This window comes from Kitasatospora xanthocidica (assembly GCF_014656195.1).
Classification (GTDB): domain Bacteria; phylum Actinomycetota; class Actinomycetes; order Streptomycetales; family Streptomycetaceae; genus Kitasatospora; species Kitasatospora xanthocidica.
Genome location: NZ_BNBY01000033.1, coordinates 22,037 through 40,578, shown reverse-complemented (window position 1 = coordinate 40,578; position 18,542 = coordinate 22,037). Strand labels below are relative to the sequence as shown.

The following is an 18,542-nucleotide window of genomic DNA, read 5'->3' as shown; positions in this document are numbered from 1 at the left end:
GCGAGGTGTCGCCCCCGGTTCCGGCCGGGGGCGGCACCGCTTGACGTCGCGCGGGACCGGAGAGACGCTGTCCGTATACGACATAAGCGTGTGCCGTATACGGACAGTCGAAAGCGCACGACCCACCGTCGCGAGCTCCCGGCGCAGCCCCGACCGCTGGAGCGATCATGTCGAGCACCCACTACGTGGCGCTGCCGGACAGCTCCCGCGTTCCGCTCGGCGGAGCGCGGGTCATCGGACCGGCCCACTCCCAGACCCCCCTGACCGTCACCGTCTACCTGCGGCGCGCCCCCGACGCGCCGGCCCGGCCGGACGTCTACCAGCTGGCGCTCCAGGCGCCGACCAGGCGCTCGCTGCCCACCGACGACCAGTACGCCGCGGCCCACCGGTGGCTGGACTCCGACCTCAGGGCGGTCGAGGACTTCGCCGCCCTGCACGACCTCAAGGTCGACAACCCCGACCCGATGGCCCGCAGCATCCAGCTCACCGGCACCACCCAGGACGTCGCCGACGCCTTCCGGGTCACCCTGGCCCGCTACCGCTACCAGGACGCCGGCGGGAACCCCCGGACGTACCGCGGCCGGGAAGGCCAGATCTACCTGCCCGCCGAGCTGGACGGCATCGTCACCGGGGTCTTCGGCCTGGACGACCGGCCGATCGGCGCACGGCTGCTGATCCGCCGGGCCGCCGACACCGTCCCGGTGGCGCACGCCGCCCCGACCGTCCGCCCGGGCGCCTTCCTCCCGCCGCAGCTGCAGGCGCCGTACGCCTACCCGGCCGGCACCGACGGCAGCGGGCAGTGCATCGCCGTCCTCGCCTTCAACGGCGAGACGCCGCCCGGCATCCCGTCCGGCGGCTACTCGCTCAAGGCACTGCGGAACTACTTCGTCAACGTCCTGCACCAGGACATGCCGGACATCACCAACGTGGTGATCCCGGGCGTCGGCACCCCCGGCAACGAACCGGGGCAGGACGCCGACTTCGAGACGGCCGACACCAGCGGCGAGATCATGCTCGACCTGGCGATCGTCGGCGCCCTCGCACCCAAGGCGAAGATCGTCGTCTACTTCAGCGCCTTCACCGAACAGGGCTGGGTGGACGTGATCACCCGGATCGTCAACGACACCGAGAACCGGCCCACGGTGATCTCCTCCAGCTACGGCAACCTGGAGGCCGTCCCGGGCGGTCGGTGGACGGCCGGGGCGATGAAGCGGGTCGACGCCGCCTTCGCCAACGCGGCCGAGAAGAACATCAGCATCTGCTGCGCCTCGGGCGACGACGGCTCCCGCGACCAGGCCGACGACGAGCGCGCCCACGCCGACTTCCCGGCGTCCAGCCCGCACGTGCTCGGCATCGGCGGCACCAGTCTGGTGGTCGACCACGGGAAGGTCGTCAGCGAGGTCTGCTGGGACGACGGCCCCGGCAGCCGCACCGGCGGCGGAATCAGCAAGGTCTTCCCGGTGCCGCCCTTCCAGGCCGCCGTCCACGTGCCGCCCTCCGTCAACCCGCCGCACGGCCACGGGCGCGGCGTGCCCGACGTGTCCGGGCTGGCCGACCCCCGTACCGGCGTGGTCATCCCGAGCGTGGACGGCGTGCACTTCAACCAGATCGGCGGCACCAGCGCCTCCGCCCCGATGTGGTCCGCCCTGCTCGCCCGGATCAACCAGGGACTGCCCGGCTCCGCCCAGGTCGGCTTCCTCAACCCGCTGCTCTACGCCAAGTTCGCGACCGGCGTGCTGCGGGACGTCACCCAGGGCAGCAACGGGGCCTACGCCTCCGGGCCCGGCTGGGACCCGTGCACCGGCCTCGGCAGCATCGACGGCCAGCGGCTCCTGGACGGCCTCAAGGCCCTGTGAACCTTCTCTTCGGTCCGACAGGCCGGTGCGGGGCGCGCTGCGGCGCCCCGCACCGGTGCGTGTGTCTGCGTTTGCGTCTGCGGGCGCGGGCGCGGGCGTGTCAGCCGAGGGCGAGGGCGGTCGGCGGCGCCGTTGAAGTGCGGCCTCAGTGACACGAGTTCTCCTCACGTTCTCCCGAGTACGCGGCGATCGCCGCCGACCGCCGCCGACCGCCGCGCCGGACTGCTCCCGGAGCAGCCGGCGCGGCCGGGCCTCCCGGTGTCGACCGGGACACCGGGGCGTCGTCGGGGCGGGCCCTACACCGGGACCGTCACGAAGGTCTGCCCGGACTCGTTGACGACCGACACCGAGACCACGTCATCCGGCGGGACGATCGCCGAACCGTCCAACGTGGTACCGGACTTGGCGCCGACAGTGGAGACCAGCCAGCTGCCCGCGTCCGACGTCGCCCCACCCCTGGCGTTGACCACCAGGTGGCAGCGCTGGCCGGCCGGGATTCCGGTGACCGCCGCGTTCACCCGCACCCAGCCCATCGCCGGGGTCATCGTCAGTGTCATTCGGGCACCGGTGGCCGGATCCGTCACGGAGCCGGTCCTGGTCCCGGCCGGCGGCGGGGTGACGGTCGCGGTCGGCGCTGCGGTCGGGGCCGGGCCGGCGGCCACCGGCGGTGCGGTGACCGTGCCGCGGCCCACGGCGATCCCGAGGACCAGCGCCGCCACCGCCGCGACGGCCGCGACCGCGCCGATCCGGGTCCGGCGCCGGACCAGCGACGCGCCGCGTTCCGCCCGTGCCTGCCGCAGGGTCCGCTGCAGCAGCAGGTCACCGCCCGCCGGCGGGCCGTCCACCAGTAGCTCGGGCGGTACCTCGCCCAGGACGGTCTCCAACTCCCGCAACTCGGCCACCTCCTGTCGGCAAGCGGGGCAGTCGGCCAGGTGTCGTTCGACCGCCGCCGACTCGTCCGGATCGAGCACACCCAGCACGTGGGCGCCGACGAGCTCGGCGATCCGCTCGTGCGACACCGGGCCCGTACCCTCCGTGCCCATGCCGTCCGCACCCGCACCGTTCGTGTTCACATCTTCCGTGCCCATGCCGCCCATGCCCGCGTCGTCCCTGGTCACACCGACACCTCCTGCCACGTCCCCGTCCTGTCGGTGTACGAGCGCCGGAGCGCCCGGAGCGCGTAGTGCGCGCGGGACTTGACCGTCCCGGCGGGTATGCCCAGTTGCTCCGCGGCCTCGGTGACCGACAGCCGCTGGAAGTAGATCGAGCGCAGCACGTCGCGGTGTTCGGGCGACAGGCGTTCCAGCGCCTGCGACATCACCAGCGTCTCCACCACGCCCTCGGCGTGGTCGCGTTCGACCGGCACGGTGGCCGTCGCCTCGGAGACCTCCGCCACCTCGGCCGGCCGTGCCGCCCGGGCCCGGAACCGGTCGGTGATCAGGTTGCGCTCAACGGTCAGCAGCCAGCCGCGCACCGACCCCCGGGCCTCGGTCAGCGCCTCGGGGTTGCGCCAGGCCCGGATCAGCGTCTCCTGCACGGCGTCCTCGGCCGCCGCGCGGTCACCGGTGAGCCGGACGGCGTAGGCGAGCAGTGCGCCGCCGTGCTGCTCGTAGAGCGTTCGGATCAGTGCCTCGTCGGCGGCGTCCTGCCGCCCGCCCGGTCGTGTCCTCGCCATCCGCCATTCCTCCGTCGTCGGGTGCCACGTCCAGCACGTACGCGGCGGCCGTCCGGTTCAACCGGATTCCCGACAGTTGCGGTTCTCGTTCAGGCAGGCCACCACGGAGGCCATCTGCCGGTCGGTCATCAGGCCGATGTACACGGCGTGGTCGGTGAGCGGGCTGTGCCGCTGCTCGGGGAAGGCGTCCAGGGCGAAGGCCCGGGGTGGGGGCGGGAGGTAGCCGACGGTCACCCGCAGGTGCGGGATCGCGAAGGTGCCGTGCGGGCAGAGGCCGCCGGCGGACGGGAACCGCACGTGGGAGCGGTGGCCCGGGCTGTCGGTGCCGCGTCCGTCCCAGCAGCTGGGGAAGTCCAGGGTGCGGGTGAGCATGCTGCCGGCGGGGCAGAGCGGGTAGCGGTCGGTGGTCGTGCGGTCGGTGAATCCCGCACAGCCCCAGCGGGCGCCGGCCTCGGCTCCGCCGTCGGTGGCGGCGGTCGGGTCGCCCTCCAGGAGCCGGAGGAAGCGCGGCATCGGCACGACCTTCGACCACGGATTTCCGAGGTACTCGATGGAGACCCGCTCGGGAGCGAGGATCTCGCCGGGGACGTCGTGCGGGTCGTCGGAGGCCGCCACGGCGGTGCTCGGCGCCGGGGCGACGCGGTCGGTGCGGCGCAGCACCGGCCAGTAGTACGTCGAGCGGTCGCCGTCGGTGCAGGTGGTCGGAGCCGCGGAGAGGCTGTCGTCGGTGGAGTCCGCGTCCGTGGAGAGGTTGCCGACGTAGTCGTGCACGTGGTGGGCGCCGCCCGCCGTCCCGGGGGAGACCACCACGTTGTCGGCGTTGCGGTGGCCCTCCTGGTTGCGTCCGCAGTCCTGGGCGTACGAGCCGCCGGAGGCGTCCGGGCCGACGGCCGACGGCGCGGGCGCGGTGGCCGCCACCGCGGTGATGTCGACGAACTCGGACGCCGGTTCCGGCCCGCCGGGCCGGAACCGGACCGCCAACAGCGACAGCCCCAGGACGAGGCAGAGCAGGACGCCGACCGGGAGGGCGACACCCCCCGACCAGTGGTGACTGCGGTTCCGGTGCACCGCGACAGTCTGGGCGACGGGTCCCCGCACGGGCAAGGCGGCGCCGGCCGCCTCGCCGCCGTGAACGGGGGTCAGTAGCCTCCGGAGTAGCCGCCGCTCTGCGCGGCGGTCGGCGACGCGGCCTGCCCGGTCGTGCCCGGCGCCTTCTTCCCCTCGGGCGTGCTCGCGAACCACGTGCCCCCGACGCCCTGCCCGTTGGTCTGCCCCGCCGCGGTGTCCCCGGCGAAGCGGTAGAGCGGCCAGCCGTTGAGGGTCACCTGCTTCGTCCCGTCCGGCCGGGCCACACTGCCGACCAGGGCGGAGTCCACGCCGGTGACCTGGACCGCGTCCTGGGCGGTGAGCGGCGGCCACTTCGCGGCGCAGGCGTCGACGCAGGTGCTCGCGGACGGCTTGGCGGTGTCCTTGTCGAAGCGGTACAGGGTCCGGCCGGCGGAGTCGGTGACGACCGGCCCGAGCGTGGCCGACTTCACGGCCACGAGCCGGACCCCGCCGGTGCCGCCGGTGCCGCCCGTGGCCGGGGCTGACGACGTGGCGGCCGCGGCCGGAGGGGCGGCGGCGGACGTGGCCGCGCTCCCGCCGGACCCGTCGGCCGTGTCCGGGCCGCAGGCGCCGGCCGCGAGAGCGAGCACGGCGACGCCGGTGGCGGCGAGCATCCGGCGCGCGGTGAACCCGGGCCGGGCGAACGTGGGCGTGGCGAACTTCGGCATGGTGAACTCCCCCTGGAGAGTGGGTGTTTGACGATCCGGGCGGTGGCCGCCCGGGCACCCTTCACACGAGTCCCGAAGGGGAACGGTTCAACGTCGGCGGGAAATTCTTTCCCGCGGGTGGCGAACGGGGCGTGTCGACGGTCTCCTGCACGATCCACGATCCCGTTCCCGAGGGCCGGCAGGCGATCAAGCACCCGAACGCCCCGCGAACCCCCGTCCCGTACCGGGACGAGTCGGCCCCGCACGCGCGGGGGTTGCTCGGAGGCCGAGCCGGTGCGGGGCGCGCTGCGGCGCCGCCCCGCACCGGTGCGTCCGTCCGCGGGGGTGTCAGCCGAGGGCGAGGGCGCGCAGGCGGTCGGCGGCGCCGTTGAAGTAGTTCTGGTCGCCCGGGAAGGTGCCGGAGTCCGCGAACTGCCAGAAGGTCTGGTAGCCCCAGCCGTTCGGCAGGGTGCCGACGGTGGAGGCGTAGCGGGCGACCCAGAGCGGGTTGGTGGTGCCGAAGCCGCCGTTGTTGCCGGTGCACTGGGTCCACCAGTTGGTGGTGGTGTAGATCGTGGGGTAGCGGCCGGTGCGGGAGTGCACGGTGTTGCTGAAGTCGCGGATCCAGCTGACCATGGCGCTCTGGCTGAGGCCGTAGCAGGTGGCGCCGTAGGGGTTGTACTCGATGTCCAGTGCGGGCGGCAGGGTCTTGCCGTCGGCGGACCAGCCGCCGCCGTGGTTCACGAACCAGTTGGCCTGGGTGGCGCCGGAGGAGGCGTTCGGCAGCGCGAAGTGGTAGGCGCCGCGGATCAGGCCGGCGTTGTAGGAGCCGTTGTACTGCTGGGCGAAGTACGGGTTGGTGTACCCGGTGCCCTCGGTGGCCTTCACGTAGGCGAACTTGGCGCCGTTGGCCGCGACCGAGGACCAGGCGACGTTGCCCTGGTAGCTGGCGACGTCCAGCCCGGGGGTCTGGGTGGCGGCGAGGGAGGCGAAGGGCGCGGCGGCGGTGCGGCCCTCGTGGGCGGCGACGGTGGAGCCGGCGAAGTCGCGGTCCGGGTGGAAGGCGGCGGTGCCCTCGGCGACGGGGGCGACGGCGGCGGCCGCGGCGACGCTGGTGTCCTGGTCGGCGAACGCGGGTGCGGCCGGGGCGGCGAGGCCGGCGGCCAGGGCGGTCGCGGCGGCGAGCGCGGCCGCGGCGGGCAGCCGACGGGCGGTGCGGGCGGTGGCGGTGCGGGCGGTGGCGGTGCCGGGGGCGGTGGCGGTGCCGGGGGCGGTGCCGGGGGTGGCGGTGCCGGGGGTGGTGCGGGCGGAGCGGGAAGAGCGGGGCATGAGCACTCCTCTGGTCCGGTGCGGGAAGGGCCCAAGTGGCCCGGTGAGGCCGGGGGTTGGCGCGGCCGTACCGAACAGTAGCCAGGCCCCCGGCCGTACCGCCAGGCATCTCGGGACACATCGTGAACCGCCGCCACAGGTGCCGGATCGGCCCCAGCGGCAACACCCGTTGCCGGTCTTGCCGGTCCCCGGCCCCGAGGGCGGCCCGGGCGCTGTGACACGATGCCCGCGGGCCGGCCGGAACGGGGCCGCGCCGCAGCACGGAGGAGAGGACCAGCCATGACCGACACCACCACCGACGACGCCCGACCCGTGGGGGAGCCCGTCTTCCGGCCGGCCACGCCCGCCGACGTCCCGGCCCTGGTCGAGCTGGTCGAGTCCGCCTACCGGGGCGACGCCAGCCGGGCCGGCTGGACCACCGAGGCCGACCTGCTGGCCGGGCGGCGGACCAACCCCGAGGCCGTCGCGGAGGCCGTCGGCCACGCCGAGGGGCTGGTGCTGCTGGCCGAGCGCGGCGGCGAGCTGGTCGCCTGCTGCCAGCTGGAGCGGCGTGGCGAGCGCGCCTACTTCGGCATGTTCTCGGTGCGCCCGGGCCTGCAGGGCGGCGGGGTCGGCCGGGCGGTGCTGGCCGAGGCCGAGCGGCTGGCCGGGGAGGAGTGGGGCGTCGGTGCGATGGAGATGACGGTGATCGAGCAGCGCGCCGAGCTGATCGCCTGGTACGAGCGGCGGGGTTTCCGCCGCACCGGCGAGTTCAGCCCGTTCCCGTACGGCGACGAGCGCTTCGGCGTCCCGCTGCGGCCCGACCTCCGCTTCGAGCACCTGGTCAAGGAGCTGAAGGCCTCCTGACGGCTGCCTGACGAGCTTCCGAAACCTCCTGGGGCGGGCCCCGGGCGTGGTCCGTCCGACGGGCCGCGCTCGGGGCCCGGTTCAGTTCCGCTCGACGTGAATCCGGCAGGTGATGCGGCGTCAAGTCGCTGAGCTGGGCCGATGCGGAGATGTCATACCTCGTTCATGATTGGTCTAGGCCAATGTGAGAGGCTGGGCGCGAACGGCCACGTTCCGTCCATCGCCCAGGGGGGCCACTTCCGCATGCCCGTACTCCATGGCACCGCCATGCCCGCACCCGACGCCGGTCCGCGCCGGACACCCGCGGACCCCGACCTGCGCCTGCCCAGCCCGCCCGACGACGAGGAGCTCTACTGGTACTTCGGCCCGCAGCGCCGCTGGGTGCTGCTCTGCGCCACCCTCTCCTACGCGGGAGCCACCGCCACGCTCGGCCTGTTCGCCCTCAGCAAGCCGCTGCTCTGGCCGTTCCTGGTGCTCACCGTGCTCAACGCGGCCACCTGGCTGCTCTCCCTCACCGACGGCCAGCGCGCCCGCCGCTTCACCCGCGACTCGCACGACCTGCTGATGCGCGCCTGGCAGCCCGCCCGCCACCCGAGCGTGGACCTGCTGCTGCCCACCGCCGGCGAACCGCTGGCCGTCCTCGACAACGCCTACCGGCACACCGCCGCCGTCCGCTGGCCCGGCGAACTGACCGTCCTGGTCCTCGACGACGCCGACCGCCCCGAGGTGCGCGAACTCGCCGAGTCCTACGGCTTCCGGTACCGCGCCCGCCCCGACCGGGGCCGCTTCAAGAAGGCCGGCAACCTCAACCACGGCCTGGCCGAGGGCACCGGCGAGATCGTCGCCGTCCTCGACGCCGACTTCTGCCCCCGCCCCGACTTCCTGCACCACCTGGTGCCCTACCTCGACAACCCCGAGGTCGGCATCGTGCAGAGCCCGCAGTGCTTCGACACGGACGCGGACATGTCCTGGCTCGAACGCGCCGCGGGAGCCACCCAGGAGATCTTCTACCGCTGGATCCAGCCCTCCCGGGACGCGCAGGACGGCACCGTCTGCTGCGGCACCAACGCCCTCTACCGCCGCGCCGCGCTGAAGCGGATCGGCGGCTTCGCCGAGATCGACCACAGCGAGGACCTCTACACAGGCCTCGCCCTCGCCCGGGCCGGCTGGTCCACCCGCTACGTGCCCGCGCTGGTCGCCAAGGGCATGTCGCCCACCGGCCTGCCCGCCTTCATCAGCCAGCAGTACCGCTGGTGCCTCGGCTCCCTGGCCCTCGTCGGCGACCCCGGCTTCCGCAAGGGACCGCTGCCCCGCTCCGCCCGGCTCTGCTTCTGGAACGGCATCCTCGGGTACGTCACCAGCGCGGTGAACGTCTTCGCCGTGCCGCTGCCCGCCCTGATCATGCTGTTCTTCCGCCCCGAGGAGATCCAGCCCTGGCAGGTGCTCCCCTTCCTGCCGCCGATCTGGGTCGCCCTGGTGCTGCTGCCCGCGATGTCCCGCACCCGCTGGCGCTTCGAGGTCACCCGGGTCCAACTCCTCGGCGGGCTCTGCCACGTGGTCGCCATCGCGCACGCGCTGCGCCGCCGCTCCGCCGACTGGGTGCCCACCGGCGCCGTGTCGGGTGGCAGTTCACTCGCCCGCGCGGTCGCCCGGATCGGGGTCGGCTGGCTCGGGTTCGTCGTCCTCGCCGGCGTCGTCGGGCTGGTCCGGGCCGCACTGCTGCACGGCTGGCGGCCGTACTGGGCGCTCGCCGCGCTGCTCGGGCTCACCGCGTACACCATGATCCCGCTGATCAAGGCCCTGTGGCCGCTCCTGAACGGTGCGAACGGTGGCAAGGGCGCCACCGTCGGCGAGGTCGCCGCGCCCGTCCGGAGCCGCTCCGAGCTCGGGTTCGGCCATGCCGAGTCCGTCGCCGTCACCGCCGTGCTGCTGCTCTGCGGGCTGCTGGCGTCCGGCTGGGCCGATCCGCTGATCTTCTGAGTTCGTTTCTGACGGATCGTCAATTCCATGACGGCGATCCACCACTGAGACTCCTCGCGCGTCGCCCCACCGGCGCGGAATCCGCCCGGCCGCCCCATCGGCCCGGCGGGCCCGACCACCGCTGCCACCCTGCCAAGGAGCGCCGCCGTGCCCACGGCCGTACCGCCATCGCCTTCACCGTCCTCTTCACCGTCCTCGTCCGCGCCCTCCGCGCCCGCTCCGGGCGCCGCCGATCTGCTCCCCGGGGTCGTCCGGGTGGAGCGGGAGATCGCCGCCCCGAAGAGCACCGCCGTCGCCGACCGCGGGCAACCCCGCCGACGCGCCGCCTTCCGCCCCGACATCGAAGGACTCCGCGGCCTCGCCGTGCTGTCCGTCCTCGCCTTCCACGCCGCCGTACCCGGCCTGACCGGCGGCTACATCGGCGTCGACGTCTTCTTCGTCATCTCCGGCTTCCTGATCACCGGGATGCTGACCGGCCGCCCGCTCGGCCTGCGGGACTTCGCCGCCCGCCGCGCCCGCCGGATCCTGCCCGCCGCCGCCACCGTCCTGGTCGCCACCGCCGCCGCCGGCGGAGCCCTGCTCGACCCGCTGCGCGGCACCGACCTCGCCCGGGACCTGATCGCCGCCGCCGGCCAGTTCGCCAACTGGCGCTTCGTCGGCCAGCAGACCGACTACCTGGCCGCCGAACGCGACCCCAGCCCGCTCCAGCACTTCTGGTCCCTCGGCGTGGAGAACCAGTTCTACCTGCTCTGGGGCGTCCTGCTGCTCGGCCTCGCCCGCTACCTGCACGGGCGCCGCCGCACCCTCGCGATCACCCTCGCCACCGCCGCCATCGGCGTCGTGTCCCTGGTGCTCTGCCTGCGCTGGACCCAGACCTCGGCCCCGCTGGCCTACTTCTCCACCGGCAGCCGCCTCTGGGAGTTCGCGGCCGGAGCGGGCGCGGCCCTGCTCGGCGGCGCCCTGGGCGCCCGGGCCGAGCGGCGCCCCGCCCGGTGGTCGCTGCGACTGCTCGGCTGGCTCGGCCTCGCGGCCGTCCTGGCACCGCTCTTCCTGTACGACCGCACCACCCCGTTCCCCGGCGCCGCCGCGCTGCTGCCCGTCCTCGGCACCGCCGCCGTCCTGCTCGCCGGGCACCACCCGCCGGGCCGGGCCGACGCCGGCGGTCTGCTCGCCGCCCGCCCGCTGCGCGCCGCCGGACGCCTCTCGTACGCCTGGTACCTCTGGCACTGGCCGGTGCTGACCATCGCCCAGGCCCGGTACGGCGCGCTGCCCTGGACCGCCCTGGTCGCGCTCACCGCCGCCGCCGCGCTGCCCGCCTGGCTCACCCTCCGGCTGGTCGAACAGCCGCTGCGCCACGGCAGCAGCCCGGCGCCCCGGCGCGGCCTCGCCGTCGGCGCGAGCGCCCTGGTCATCCCGCTGATCGCCGCGCTCACCCTCGGCGGCGGCACCGTCCGCGCCCTCGGGGGCACGGCGGACACCCCCGCCGTCGCACCCGCCGGGGCCGTCGACGGGCCCGGCCTGCTCGCCCCCGGCGCCCGGGTGCTCACCCTCACGCCCTCGCTGGCCCGCGCCCGCGAGGACTTCCCGCCCGGCAAGGGCTGCGAGATCCCGCTCAACGCCGACAGCAGCCCGCGCTGCCTCTTCGGCGCCGAGGACAGCCCCGACCGGATCGTGCTGCTCGGCGACTCGCACGCCGGGCAGTGGATCTCCGCCGCCCTCGCCATGGCCGAGCAGCGGCACTGGGCCCTGGAGGTCCTGGTCAAGCCCGGCTGCCCGCTGGCCACCCTCACCGTGCGCAACAACGTGCTCGGCCGCACCTTCGAGGAGTGCGACCGCTGGCGCGAGAACACCCTCACCCGGCTCACCTCCGGCCCCAAGCCGCGCCTGATCATGCTCTCCGGCCTCAACCGGTACGGCAGCCCCGAGGAGCGCACCGAAGGCTGGACCCGCACCCTCGACCGGCTCACCGCACTCGGCGCCCCGCTCGCCTACCTCGGCGACACCCCGATGCCCGGCAAGGACATCCCGACCTGCCTGGCCGCCTCGGACGGGCGTTCGGACGCCTGCTTCTTCCCGCGCGACACCGCCTTCGAGCCCGACCCGCTGCTCGACGGCGGACTCGCCGCCCGGTACGGCGTCCGCACCCTGGACCTCGGTCCGCTGCTCTGCCCCGGCACCGGGCCCTCCTGCCCGGCCGCGCTCGAAGGCGTGGTGCTGTACCGGGACACCGGGCACATCACCGACACCCTGGCGCGGGTGCTGGCGCCCCGGCTGGACAAGGGGCTGCTGGGGGTGACCGGGGGCGCGGCGGCTCCCGGAGCGGTGCCGGCTCAGCCGTAGACGCCGCGGCAGAGCCGGGCCTGCTCCGAGCCGGCCGGCCAGCGGCCCATGCGTTCGGCCTGGTCACAGATGGTGCCCGGGCCGGCGCCCGGCACCGAGGCGCCCGCCCCCGGAGCCGCCGGGGCGGGCGCGTCCGACGCCCCGCGGGCCGGACCGGTGGCCTTCGAGCCGTGGCCCGGCTTCGGACGCGGGCTCGCCGACCCGTGCCGGGCGTCCGCCGTCCCGGCCTCGGCCGCCGCCGCCGTCCCGGTTCCGCTCGTGGTGCCGCCCTCCGGGACCGGGGCCGGCAGCGGGGACGGCGCGGGGGTGGCCGGCACCGGGGACACCGGCAGCAGCCGCGCGGCCGGGTCCGAAGCGGACGGCGAGGCCTCCGGCAGGGCCGTCACGCTCAGCACGTCACCCGAGCCCGGACCGCACATCACCAGCACGGACGCCAGCACGGCGCCCGTGCCCGCCGCCGCGGCCGCCCACACCCGGCGCGACCGGCGCCGGGGCGCGCCGGTCGATGCGGCGGCGGTGGAAGCCGTGGTGGTCGCGAGCGGAGGAGCGGTGGGGACCGGAGGGGGCTGCCACGCGTCCCGCGGCCACTGCCACTGCCCTCCGGTGGGCTGCTCAGTCATGTGCTCGTCCTTCCCGCAGCCCCCCGTCGTACCTTTCCGTGCTCAACGAGCGCGCCGACGCCGGGACATGACCCGGAAGAGGGGTCTGAGCGGGCGTTGATTGCCACCGCGCCACATGCTTGGGGTCATGGAGACCAACAGCACGTCCGCACCCGTGGTCGAGGTGGCCGAGTTCCGGACCGACAGCCGCTACCGCCTCGTCCACTTCGAGGGCCACGGCTGGGAGCCACTCGCCCCCGAGGAGTTCGAGCCGCGTATCCACGAGCTCTTCCCCGACCTCGACCCGCGCGACCCCGAGCGCGTCCGCTGGGCCGACCGCCCCTGGGAATGGCCCGCCTGGCACCCCGGCGAGGCCTGAACGCATGCCCTACGGCGGTCCCGCTCCACGGCGCGGCCGGGCCTTCGTTACGCTGAGCGGGTGAGTGTGGATCACTTCTGGCGCCGCCTGCCCGGTCAGGCCGTCGACACCTGCTCGCCGGAGGAACTCGGCGAACTCGTGCCCCGGGACCACGACGTCCGGTACGACCGGCTGGCCGCCGCCGGGCTCGCCCTCGGAGTCCGGCGCACCGCCGTGCTGATGGAACTCGCACTCACCGAGAACGGCCTGCACCCCGATCCGGCCGCCCGGCTGCCCGTCTACGGCGGCGAGCGCCCCGAACCGGGCACCGGGATGCCCGTGCTGCGCCCCGACCAGGTCGTGGCGGCCTCCGCCTTCCTGCGCGGCTCGGCGCTCGGCGAACTCGTCCGCCAGCAGGACAGCATCCTCGCCCGGACGGTCGCGCACCTCGGCTACCCGGCGCCCTGGTCCGAGTCGGTGGCCGCCCGGGTCGTCCACGACCTGCGCGAACTGCGGGACTTCTTCGCCGGGGCGGCCGCCGCCGGCGACGCGGTGATCGTCCGGGAGGTCCAATGAACGACGTCGACGGCACCGGGAACGGCGAGCTCCCGAGCACCGCGGGATACGGCGAGGCGGCCGAACAGCTCGCCGTCCAGTACGAGAGCGTGAGCTTCGCCGAGGTCCACGGCGAACTGCTGCACCACTACCCGGCGCCACCCGCCGCCGTCCTCGACATCGGCGCCGGCACCGGCCGCGACGCCGCCGCCCTCGCCGCCCTCGGCCACCGGGTGGTGGCCGCCGAACCCACCCCCGAACTCCGCGCCCACGGCGAGCGGTTGCACGCGGGAACGGGCATCCGCTGGCTCCCCGACGCACTGCCCGGGCTGCCGGGACTCCTCGCCGAGGGCGAGCGCTACGACCTCGTCCTGCTCACCGCCGTCTGGATGCACCTCACCCCCGCCGAACGCCCGCCCGCCATGGACGCCCTCGCCACCCTCCTCGCCCCCGGCGGCCGCCTCGCCCTCACCCTCCGGCACGGCCCCGTCCCACCCGGGCGCCGGATGTTCGACCTCCCACCCGAGCACACCGTCGACCTCGCCACCGACCGCGGCCTGCGCCTCCTGCACCGCACCACCCGCGGCGACCTGCACGGCCGGGGCGCCGTGCACTGGACGGAGCTGGTCTTCGAACGGCCGGCCGGCTCCACCCCGGTCGGGGACTCATGACGACGGACCGGACCGTCCGGACCCCGCCGTCCGGACCCCGCCGACCTGACCCCGCCGTCCGGATGCTTGCCGCAAACACGGGCACGGTAGCGTCCGTCAGATGTCGAAGCGTGGACGAGGGAATCGTTTGACCGCCGTGGCCGCCGTAGCCGTTCTCGGTGGCGGGCTCGCGATCAACGCGTGGATCAACCGGGGCCCGGAGACGAAGGTCTACGAAGGCCCGGTGGCCGGCTATCCGCTGCTGGTCGGCTCGGACGGCCGGACGCTGACCCTCAGCATCGGCTGGGGCTGTGAGAAGCGGCCCGAGCTCGTGGTGCGCGAGTCCGCCGACGCGGTGAAGGTGTCCCTGCGGCACACCGTCGCCCCGGGGTTCTGCGACCCGGGCGGCTACGGACAGATCACCACCCACCTGAACAAGCCGCTCGGGACCAGGGCGATGCACGACGCCACCGGCAAGCCCGCCGTCCACTTCGACGAGCGCGACCTCCGCCGGCCCGCGTTCCTGCCGGAGAACTACTATCCCTATCCGGCAGGCAGGATGGCCCAGGTGCCCGGGCTGGCCCCGCTCCCGACCGACACCCCGGCCTGGGCCATCGGGTACACGCTGGGCACGGAGCCCGACGTACACGGGTCCCTGATCATCAGTCAGATTCGTCGGAGCAGCACGCCGCCGGACGGCCGGGCCGCCACCGTCAAGGGTCACCCCGCGACGATCACCCAGGACGGCAACGGCAGTCCCCGTTCGCTGACGTGGTCGGACGGGACCTACACCTTCGTCGTCACCACCGGCGCCCCACCGAGGCTCTCGGACGAGGAGCTGATCCGCGTCGCGGAGAGCCTCGGGTAGCCGGCGCCGCGACTCCCGTGGGACGTCCACGCCGCTCCTCGGCGGCGCCGTCGCACAGGAAGTCGGCCGGGCCGACTTCCTGTGCGGGTCTCATGAGGCCCCGAAGTCCTCCTCGACCAGGCGGGTGGCCCAGCGGGTCAGGGCGGGGGTCAGCGGCGGGTGGGTGAGGTCGGCGGCGGTGGCGAGGCGGTCGGCGGAGGCGGTGTCGTAGCGGTCCTCGGAGAGGAAGGTGAGGGTCTCGGGGTCGGCGCCGGTGAGGGCGCGGGGGAGGCGGCGGACCAGGCGGACGGGGATCAGGCCCCGGGGTGGGCGGACGCCCAGGTGGGACGCCAGGAGGCCGATCAGCTCGGAGAGCGCCGGGGTCGCGGGGTCGAGGACGGTGTGGGCCCGGAACGGGGCGCGGTCGTGCTCGGGGACGGCGGTCAGGAAGCGGGCCAGGTGGTCGACGGTGACGACGGGCAGGAAGGTGCGCCGGGTGCCGGGCAGCAACGGGAGGCGCCCGCGGTGGAGTTGGCGGACCAGCTGGGCCAGGCCGAGGTACTGGCCGGCCTCGCCGGTCCGGGAGTGGCCGATCACGCTGCTCGGGTTGACGGTGGTGAGCGGCACGCCGAGGCCGGGCGCGGTGACGCGGACGGCGGCGTCGCCGAGCTGCTTGGAGGCCTCGTACGCGCCGAGGCGGGTGTAGAGCGCGGAGGTCGCGCGCTCGTCCAGCGGGTAGCGCGGGGCCGGGTCGCGGCCGACGCGGTAGCCGGAGAGATGGACCAGCCGGCGTAGTCCGGGCCGGGTGGCGGACCACCGCAGCGCGTGCAGGGCGCCGTGCACGTTGGGGGGTTCGGCCTGGGCGCGGGTGAGGCCGAAGTCGTAGCGGGCGGCGAGGTTGTGGACGTCGCGGACTCCGGTGAGCAGGTCGTCGTCCTCGGGGGAGAGGCCGAGGCCGGGGCGGGTGAGGTCGGCGGCGACGGTGGTCAGGGCGGTGTCGTCGGCGCCGTGCGCGCGCAGCCAGTGCCGGAGGGTGGTGGCACGGGCGGGGTCGCGGACGGCGGCGGCCACCGGCTCGCCGCGGGTGAGGAGTTCGAGGACCAGCCAGCGGCCGAGGAAGCCGGTGGCGCCGAGGACGAGCGTGCGGGGCGGCGGGACGGACGTCATGCTGCGCTCCAGGACTCAGGGACTCAGGGACTCAGGGACTCAGGGACTCAGGGACTCAAGAAAATCAGTAGACCGGTCTGCATATTTTTCGGGTACGCGAAGGCGCGGGCGCGCCGCCGGGCGAACGGCGGCGCGCCCGCGGCTACGCGTCGTGCTTGCCGAGCAGGTGCCGGACGGCGTGCCGGGCGTGGTCCAGCGGTTCGCGGCTGCGCCGGACGGAGGCGAGCAGGACGGCGCCCTCCAGCAGGGCGAGCACCTGGCCGGCGGCGGTGTCGGCCTCGGCCGGGCCGAAGCCCTCGGCCTCCAGCCGCCCGGCCAGGACCCGCTGCCAGCCCCCGTACACCTCGGCGCAGACCGCCCGCAGCGCCTCGTTGGTGCCCGCTGTCTCCAGGGCGACGGTCGCGATCGGGCAGCCGCTGCTGTAGTCGGACTTCACCAGGCGCTCGGCGAAGGCCTCGACGAGCAGCTCGGTGAGGGCGGCGGTGTCGGCGCCCTCGGCGGCCGGTGCGCTGAGCAGCGCCTCGACCTCCTGGCCGGCCTCGGTGAGGGCGGCCGCCACCAGCTGGTCCTTGCCGCCGGGGAAGTGGAAGTAGAGCGAGCCGCGCGGGGCGCCGGTGGCGGCCACGATCCGGTTGAGGCCGGTCCCGAAGTAGCCCTGCGCCTCGATCAGTTCCCTGGTGCCGGCGACCAGCCGGGCCCGGGTCTCCTCGCCCTTGACTCCCATGCGGGCGATAGTAGACCGGTCTGCATATTCCTGTCGACGGCGGGTCGGCGAGGGGGCGAGGGAGAGCCGAGGGGCAGTCACCCTCCGGATCAGTAGCGCAGTTCGGGCGGGAACCCGGTCCACCGCAGCTCCTCGGGCAGGTGCCCCTGGTCGTTCAGCAGCAGGATGCCCGACGGCCGGCCGGGCGCGTAACGCAGCACGGTCAGACCCGTGTTGGCGGAGTTGAGGCCGAGCCAGCGCCAGGCCGGGGCGCCCAGGGTGTGCCGGACCAGCCACCCGATCAGGAAGGCGTGGGTGACGACCAGCTCGTGCTGCTCCGCGCCGCCCGGCACCGGACCGGTGAACCGCTCGATCGCCCGCCGCGCCAGCACCGGCCCGGTCGCCAGCTCCTCGGGGGTGGTGTCCGCGAGGAAGTCCAGCAGGTAGTCCGCGCTGTCCTCGGGCAGTTCGGCCCGCTCCGGCATGTGCGGGACGTAGTCGCCCGCCTCCTCGCACACCACCGGCGGAACACCGTTCAGCTGCTCCGCGACCAGCCGCGCGGTCTCGGCGGCCCGGGGCAGCGGACCGTGGTGCAGCGCCGAGATCGGCCGGCCCGCCAGCCGCCGGCCCAGCAGGGCGGCCTGGCGGCGGCCGGTGTCCGTCAGCCCGCTGCCGTCGGGCGCGGCCTCGCCGTGGCGGGCCAGGTAGAGGTAGCGGGTGGCGAGGTCGGTCATGCTCGGGGCTCCTCAACAGGATCGAGGTCAAGTCGTCCCGAGCGACGCGCGACGGGCCCCGCCCGGTTCCGGGGCCGGTTCAGCTGGTGGCGGCCCTGCCCTGGTGGGCCGGTTCAGCCGGTGGCGCTCTCGCCCTGGTGGGCCTGGTCGAGCAGGGCCAGTTCCTTCGCCGTCAGCCGCAGCGCGCCGGCCGCGATGTTGTCCTCCAGGTGCGCCACGTCGCCGGTGCCCGGGATGGCCAGCACGTGCGGGCCGCGCTGGAGCGTCCAGGCCAGGCGGACCTGTGCGGTGCTCACCCCGCGGGCCTCGGCGACCGTCCGCACCGCGGCGGGCTCGCTCGCGCCCGCGCCGCCCTCCCGGCCCGCGCCGGCGATCGCGTAGAAGGGGACGAAGGCGATGCCCAGCTCGCCGCAGAGCCGCAGCACCTCGTCCTGGGCGGCGGAGGCGCCGATGCCGTACGGGTTCTGCACGCAGACCACGGGGGCGACGGTCCGGGCCTCGGCGAGCTGGTCCGGGTGGACGTTGGAGACGCCGAGGTGGCGGATCAGTCCGGCCTGCCGCAACTCGGCCAGCGCGCCGAAGCGTTCGGCGACGGAGTCGGTGCCGACGACGCGCAGGTTGACCAGGTCGAGGTGGTCGCGGCCGAGCTCGCGCAGGTTCTGCTCGACCTGGGCGCGCAGCCCTTCCGGGGTGCGGGCGTGCTCCTCCCACCGGCCGTCGAGGCCGCGGGCCGGGCCGACCTTGGTGGCGATGGCCAGGTCGTCGCCGTAGGGCGCGAGCGCCCGGTTGACCAGCTCGTTGGCGGAGCGCAGCGGGGAGAAGTAGAAGGCAGCGGTGTCGATGTGGTTGACGCCCAGTTCGACGGCGCGGCGCAGCACCCGCAGGGCCTGCTCCCGGTCGCGCGGCACGGCGTCCGGGGTGAGCGCGGGGCCGGTCTGCGGCAGGCGCATGGTGCCGAAGCCGATGCGGTGGACGGCGCGGTCGCCGAGGGTCCAGGTGCCGGCGGCGGCAGCGGTCACGGGGGTGCCGGGGGTGGCGGGTGCGAGGGGTACGGGGGTGGTGATCCGGGAAGTCATGCCGATCATGATCGCTGCTGCACTAGCCTGACCGCCAATGATTCGAACATGACTGAATCCACGGGGGTGGGGG

The 18,542-nt window shown here is 74.9% G+C and carries 18 protein-coding genes; 8 read left to right on the top strand and 10 right to left on the bottom strand.

Annotation, left to right across the window (positions count from 1 at the left end; genetic code table 11):
* The first annotated feature begins 167 nt into the window (after window positions 1-167).
* On the top strand, window positions 168-1,856 hold the full coding sequence (locus IE332_RS35015; protein WP_189924555.1) for a S53 family peptidase: 1,689 nt from the start codon (window positions 168-170) through the stop codon (window positions 1,854-1,856).
* 296 nt (window positions 1,857-2,152) lie between these two features.
* On the opposite strand, the gene IE332_RS35010 is transcribed toward IE332_RS35015, so the two are convergent.
* From IE332_RS35010 to IE332_RS34990, 5 genes are all read right to left on the bottom strand, one after another.
* The gene (locus IE332_RS35010; protein WP_229929155.1) at window positions 2,153-2,974 is read right to left on the bottom strand and encodes an anti-sigma factor family protein; all 822 of its coding nucleotides are present in this window, start codon (window positions 2,972-2,974) and stop codon (window positions 2,153-2,155) included.
* On the bottom strand, window positions 2,971-3,531 hold the full coding sequence (locus IE332_RS35005; RefSeq protein WP_189924553.1) for a sigma-70 family RNA polymerase sigma factor: 561 nt from the start codon (window positions 3,529-3,531) through the stop codon (window positions 2,971-2,973). Before IE332_RS35005 ends, IE332_RS35010 begins: the two co-directional genes overlap by 4 nt.
* A gap of 57 nt (window positions 3,532-3,588) precedes the next feature.
* On the bottom strand, window positions 3,589-4,599 hold the full coding sequence (locus IE332_RS35000) for a DUF1996 domain-containing protein (RefSeq protein ID WP_189924551.1): 1,011 nt from the start codon (window positions 4,597-4,599) through the stop codon (window positions 3,589-3,591).
* A 71-nt stretch (window positions 4,600-4,670) separates the two neighbouring features.
* Entirely contained in the window at window positions 4,671-5,306 is a 636-nt protein-coding gene (locus IE332_RS34995; RefSeq protein WP_229929154.1) for a hypothetical protein, read from the bottom strand.
* Window positions 5,307-5,633: 327 nt separating this feature from the next.
* Window positions 5,634-6,614 carry a lysozyme gene (locus IE332_RS34990; RefSeq protein ID WP_189924549.1) on the bottom strand — a complete coding sequence of 327 codons (981 nt, stop codon included), beginning with the start codon at window positions 6,612-6,614 and terminating at the stop codon, window positions 5,634-5,636.
* 279 nt (window positions 6,615-6,893) lie between these two features.
* Here IE332_RS34990 and IE332_RS34985 point away from each other — a divergent pair, with 279 nt between their 5' ends.
* The 3 genes from IE332_RS34985 to IE332_RS34975 all read left to right on the top strand — a co-directional run bounded on the left by IE332_RS34985 (window position 6,894) and on the right by IE332_RS34975 (window position 11,780).
* A complete protein-coding gene (locus tag IE332_RS34985) occupies window positions 6,894-7,460 on the top strand; it encodes a GNAT family N-acetyltransferase (RefSeq protein WP_189924547.1) in 567 nt (188 codons plus the stop codon).
* A gap of 243 nt (window positions 7,461-7,703) precedes the next feature.
* The gene (locus IE332_RS34980) at window positions 7,704-9,440 is read left to right on the top strand and encodes a glycosyltransferase family 2 protein (RefSeq protein ID WP_308437651.1); all 1,737 of its coding nucleotides are present in this window, start codon (window positions 7,704-7,706) and stop codon (window positions 9,438-9,440) included.
* Between the two features lie 147 nt (window positions 9,441-9,587).
* Window positions 9,588-11,780, top strand: coding sequence for an acyltransferase family protein (locus IE332_RS34975; RefSeq protein ID WP_229929153.1), 2,193 nt, complete (start codon window positions 9,588-9,590; stop codon window positions 11,778-11,780).
* Here IE332_RS34975 and IE332_RS34970 read toward each other — a convergent pair.
* Window positions 11,771-12,400, bottom strand: coding sequence for a hypothetical protein (locus IE332_RS34970; protein WP_189924545.1), 630 nt, complete (start codon window positions 12,398-12,400; stop codon window positions 11,771-11,773). The genes IE332_RS34975 and IE332_RS34970 overlap by 10 nt on opposite strands.
* Window positions 12,401-12,527: 127 nt before the next feature.
* On the opposite strand from IE332_RS34970, the gene IE332_RS34965 reads away from it, so the two are divergent.
* From IE332_RS34965 to IE332_RS34950, 4 genes are all read left to right on the top strand, one after another.
* Window positions 12,528-12,758, top strand: coding sequence for a hypothetical protein (locus IE332_RS34965; RefSeq protein WP_189924543.1), 231 nt, complete (start codon window positions 12,528-12,530; stop codon window positions 12,756-12,758).
* 60 nt (window positions 12,759-12,818) lie between these two features.
* Window positions 12,819-13,313 carry a hypothetical protein gene (locus IE332_RS34960; protein ID WP_189924541.1) on the top strand — a complete coding sequence of 165 codons (495 nt, stop codon included), beginning with the start codon at window positions 12,819-12,821 and terminating at the stop codon, window positions 13,311-13,313.
* Window positions 13,310-13,963, top strand: a complete 654-nt coding sequence (locus IE332_RS34955; RefSeq protein WP_189924539.1) for a class I SAM-dependent methyltransferase — start codon at window positions 13,310-13,312, stop codon at window positions 13,961-13,963. Before IE332_RS34960 ends, IE332_RS34955 begins: the two co-directional genes overlap by 4 nt.
* Before the next feature lie 136 nt (window positions 13,964-14,099).
* On the top strand, window positions 14,100-14,810 hold the full coding sequence (locus IE332_RS34950; protein ID WP_189924537.1) for a hypothetical protein: 711 nt from the start codon (window positions 14,100-14,102) through the stop codon (window positions 14,808-14,810).
* 90 nt (window positions 14,811-14,900) lie between these two features.
* On the opposite strand, the gene IE332_RS34945 is transcribed toward IE332_RS34950, so the two are convergent.
* The 4 genes from IE332_RS34945 to IE332_RS34930 form a co-directional block, all read right to left on the bottom strand.
* Window positions 14,901-15,956: an SDR family oxidoreductase gene (locus IE332_RS34945; protein ID WP_189924535.1), complete on the bottom strand. Its 1,056-nt coding sequence runs from the start codon at window positions 15,954-15,956 to the stop codon at window positions 14,901-14,903.
* Window positions 15,957-16,098: 142 nt separating this feature from the next.
* Entirely contained in the window at window positions 16,099-16,680 is a 582-nt protein-coding gene (locus IE332_RS34940; RefSeq protein ID WP_189924533.1) for a TetR/AcrR family transcriptional regulator, read from the bottom strand.
* Between the two features lie 89 nt (window positions 16,681-16,769).
* The gene (locus IE332_RS34935) at window positions 16,770-17,393 is read right to left on the bottom strand and encodes a histidine phosphatase family protein (RefSeq protein WP_189924531.1); all 624 of its coding nucleotides are present in this window, start codon (window positions 17,391-17,393) and stop codon (window positions 16,770-16,772) included.
* A 113-nt stretch (window positions 17,394-17,506) separates the two neighbouring features.
* Window positions 17,507-18,469, bottom strand: a complete 963-nt coding sequence (locus tag IE332_RS34930; RefSeq protein WP_189924529.1) for an aldo/keto reductase — start codon at window positions 18,467-18,469, stop codon at window positions 17,507-17,509.
* Between the last annotated feature and the right edge of the window lie 73 nt (window positions 18,470-18,542).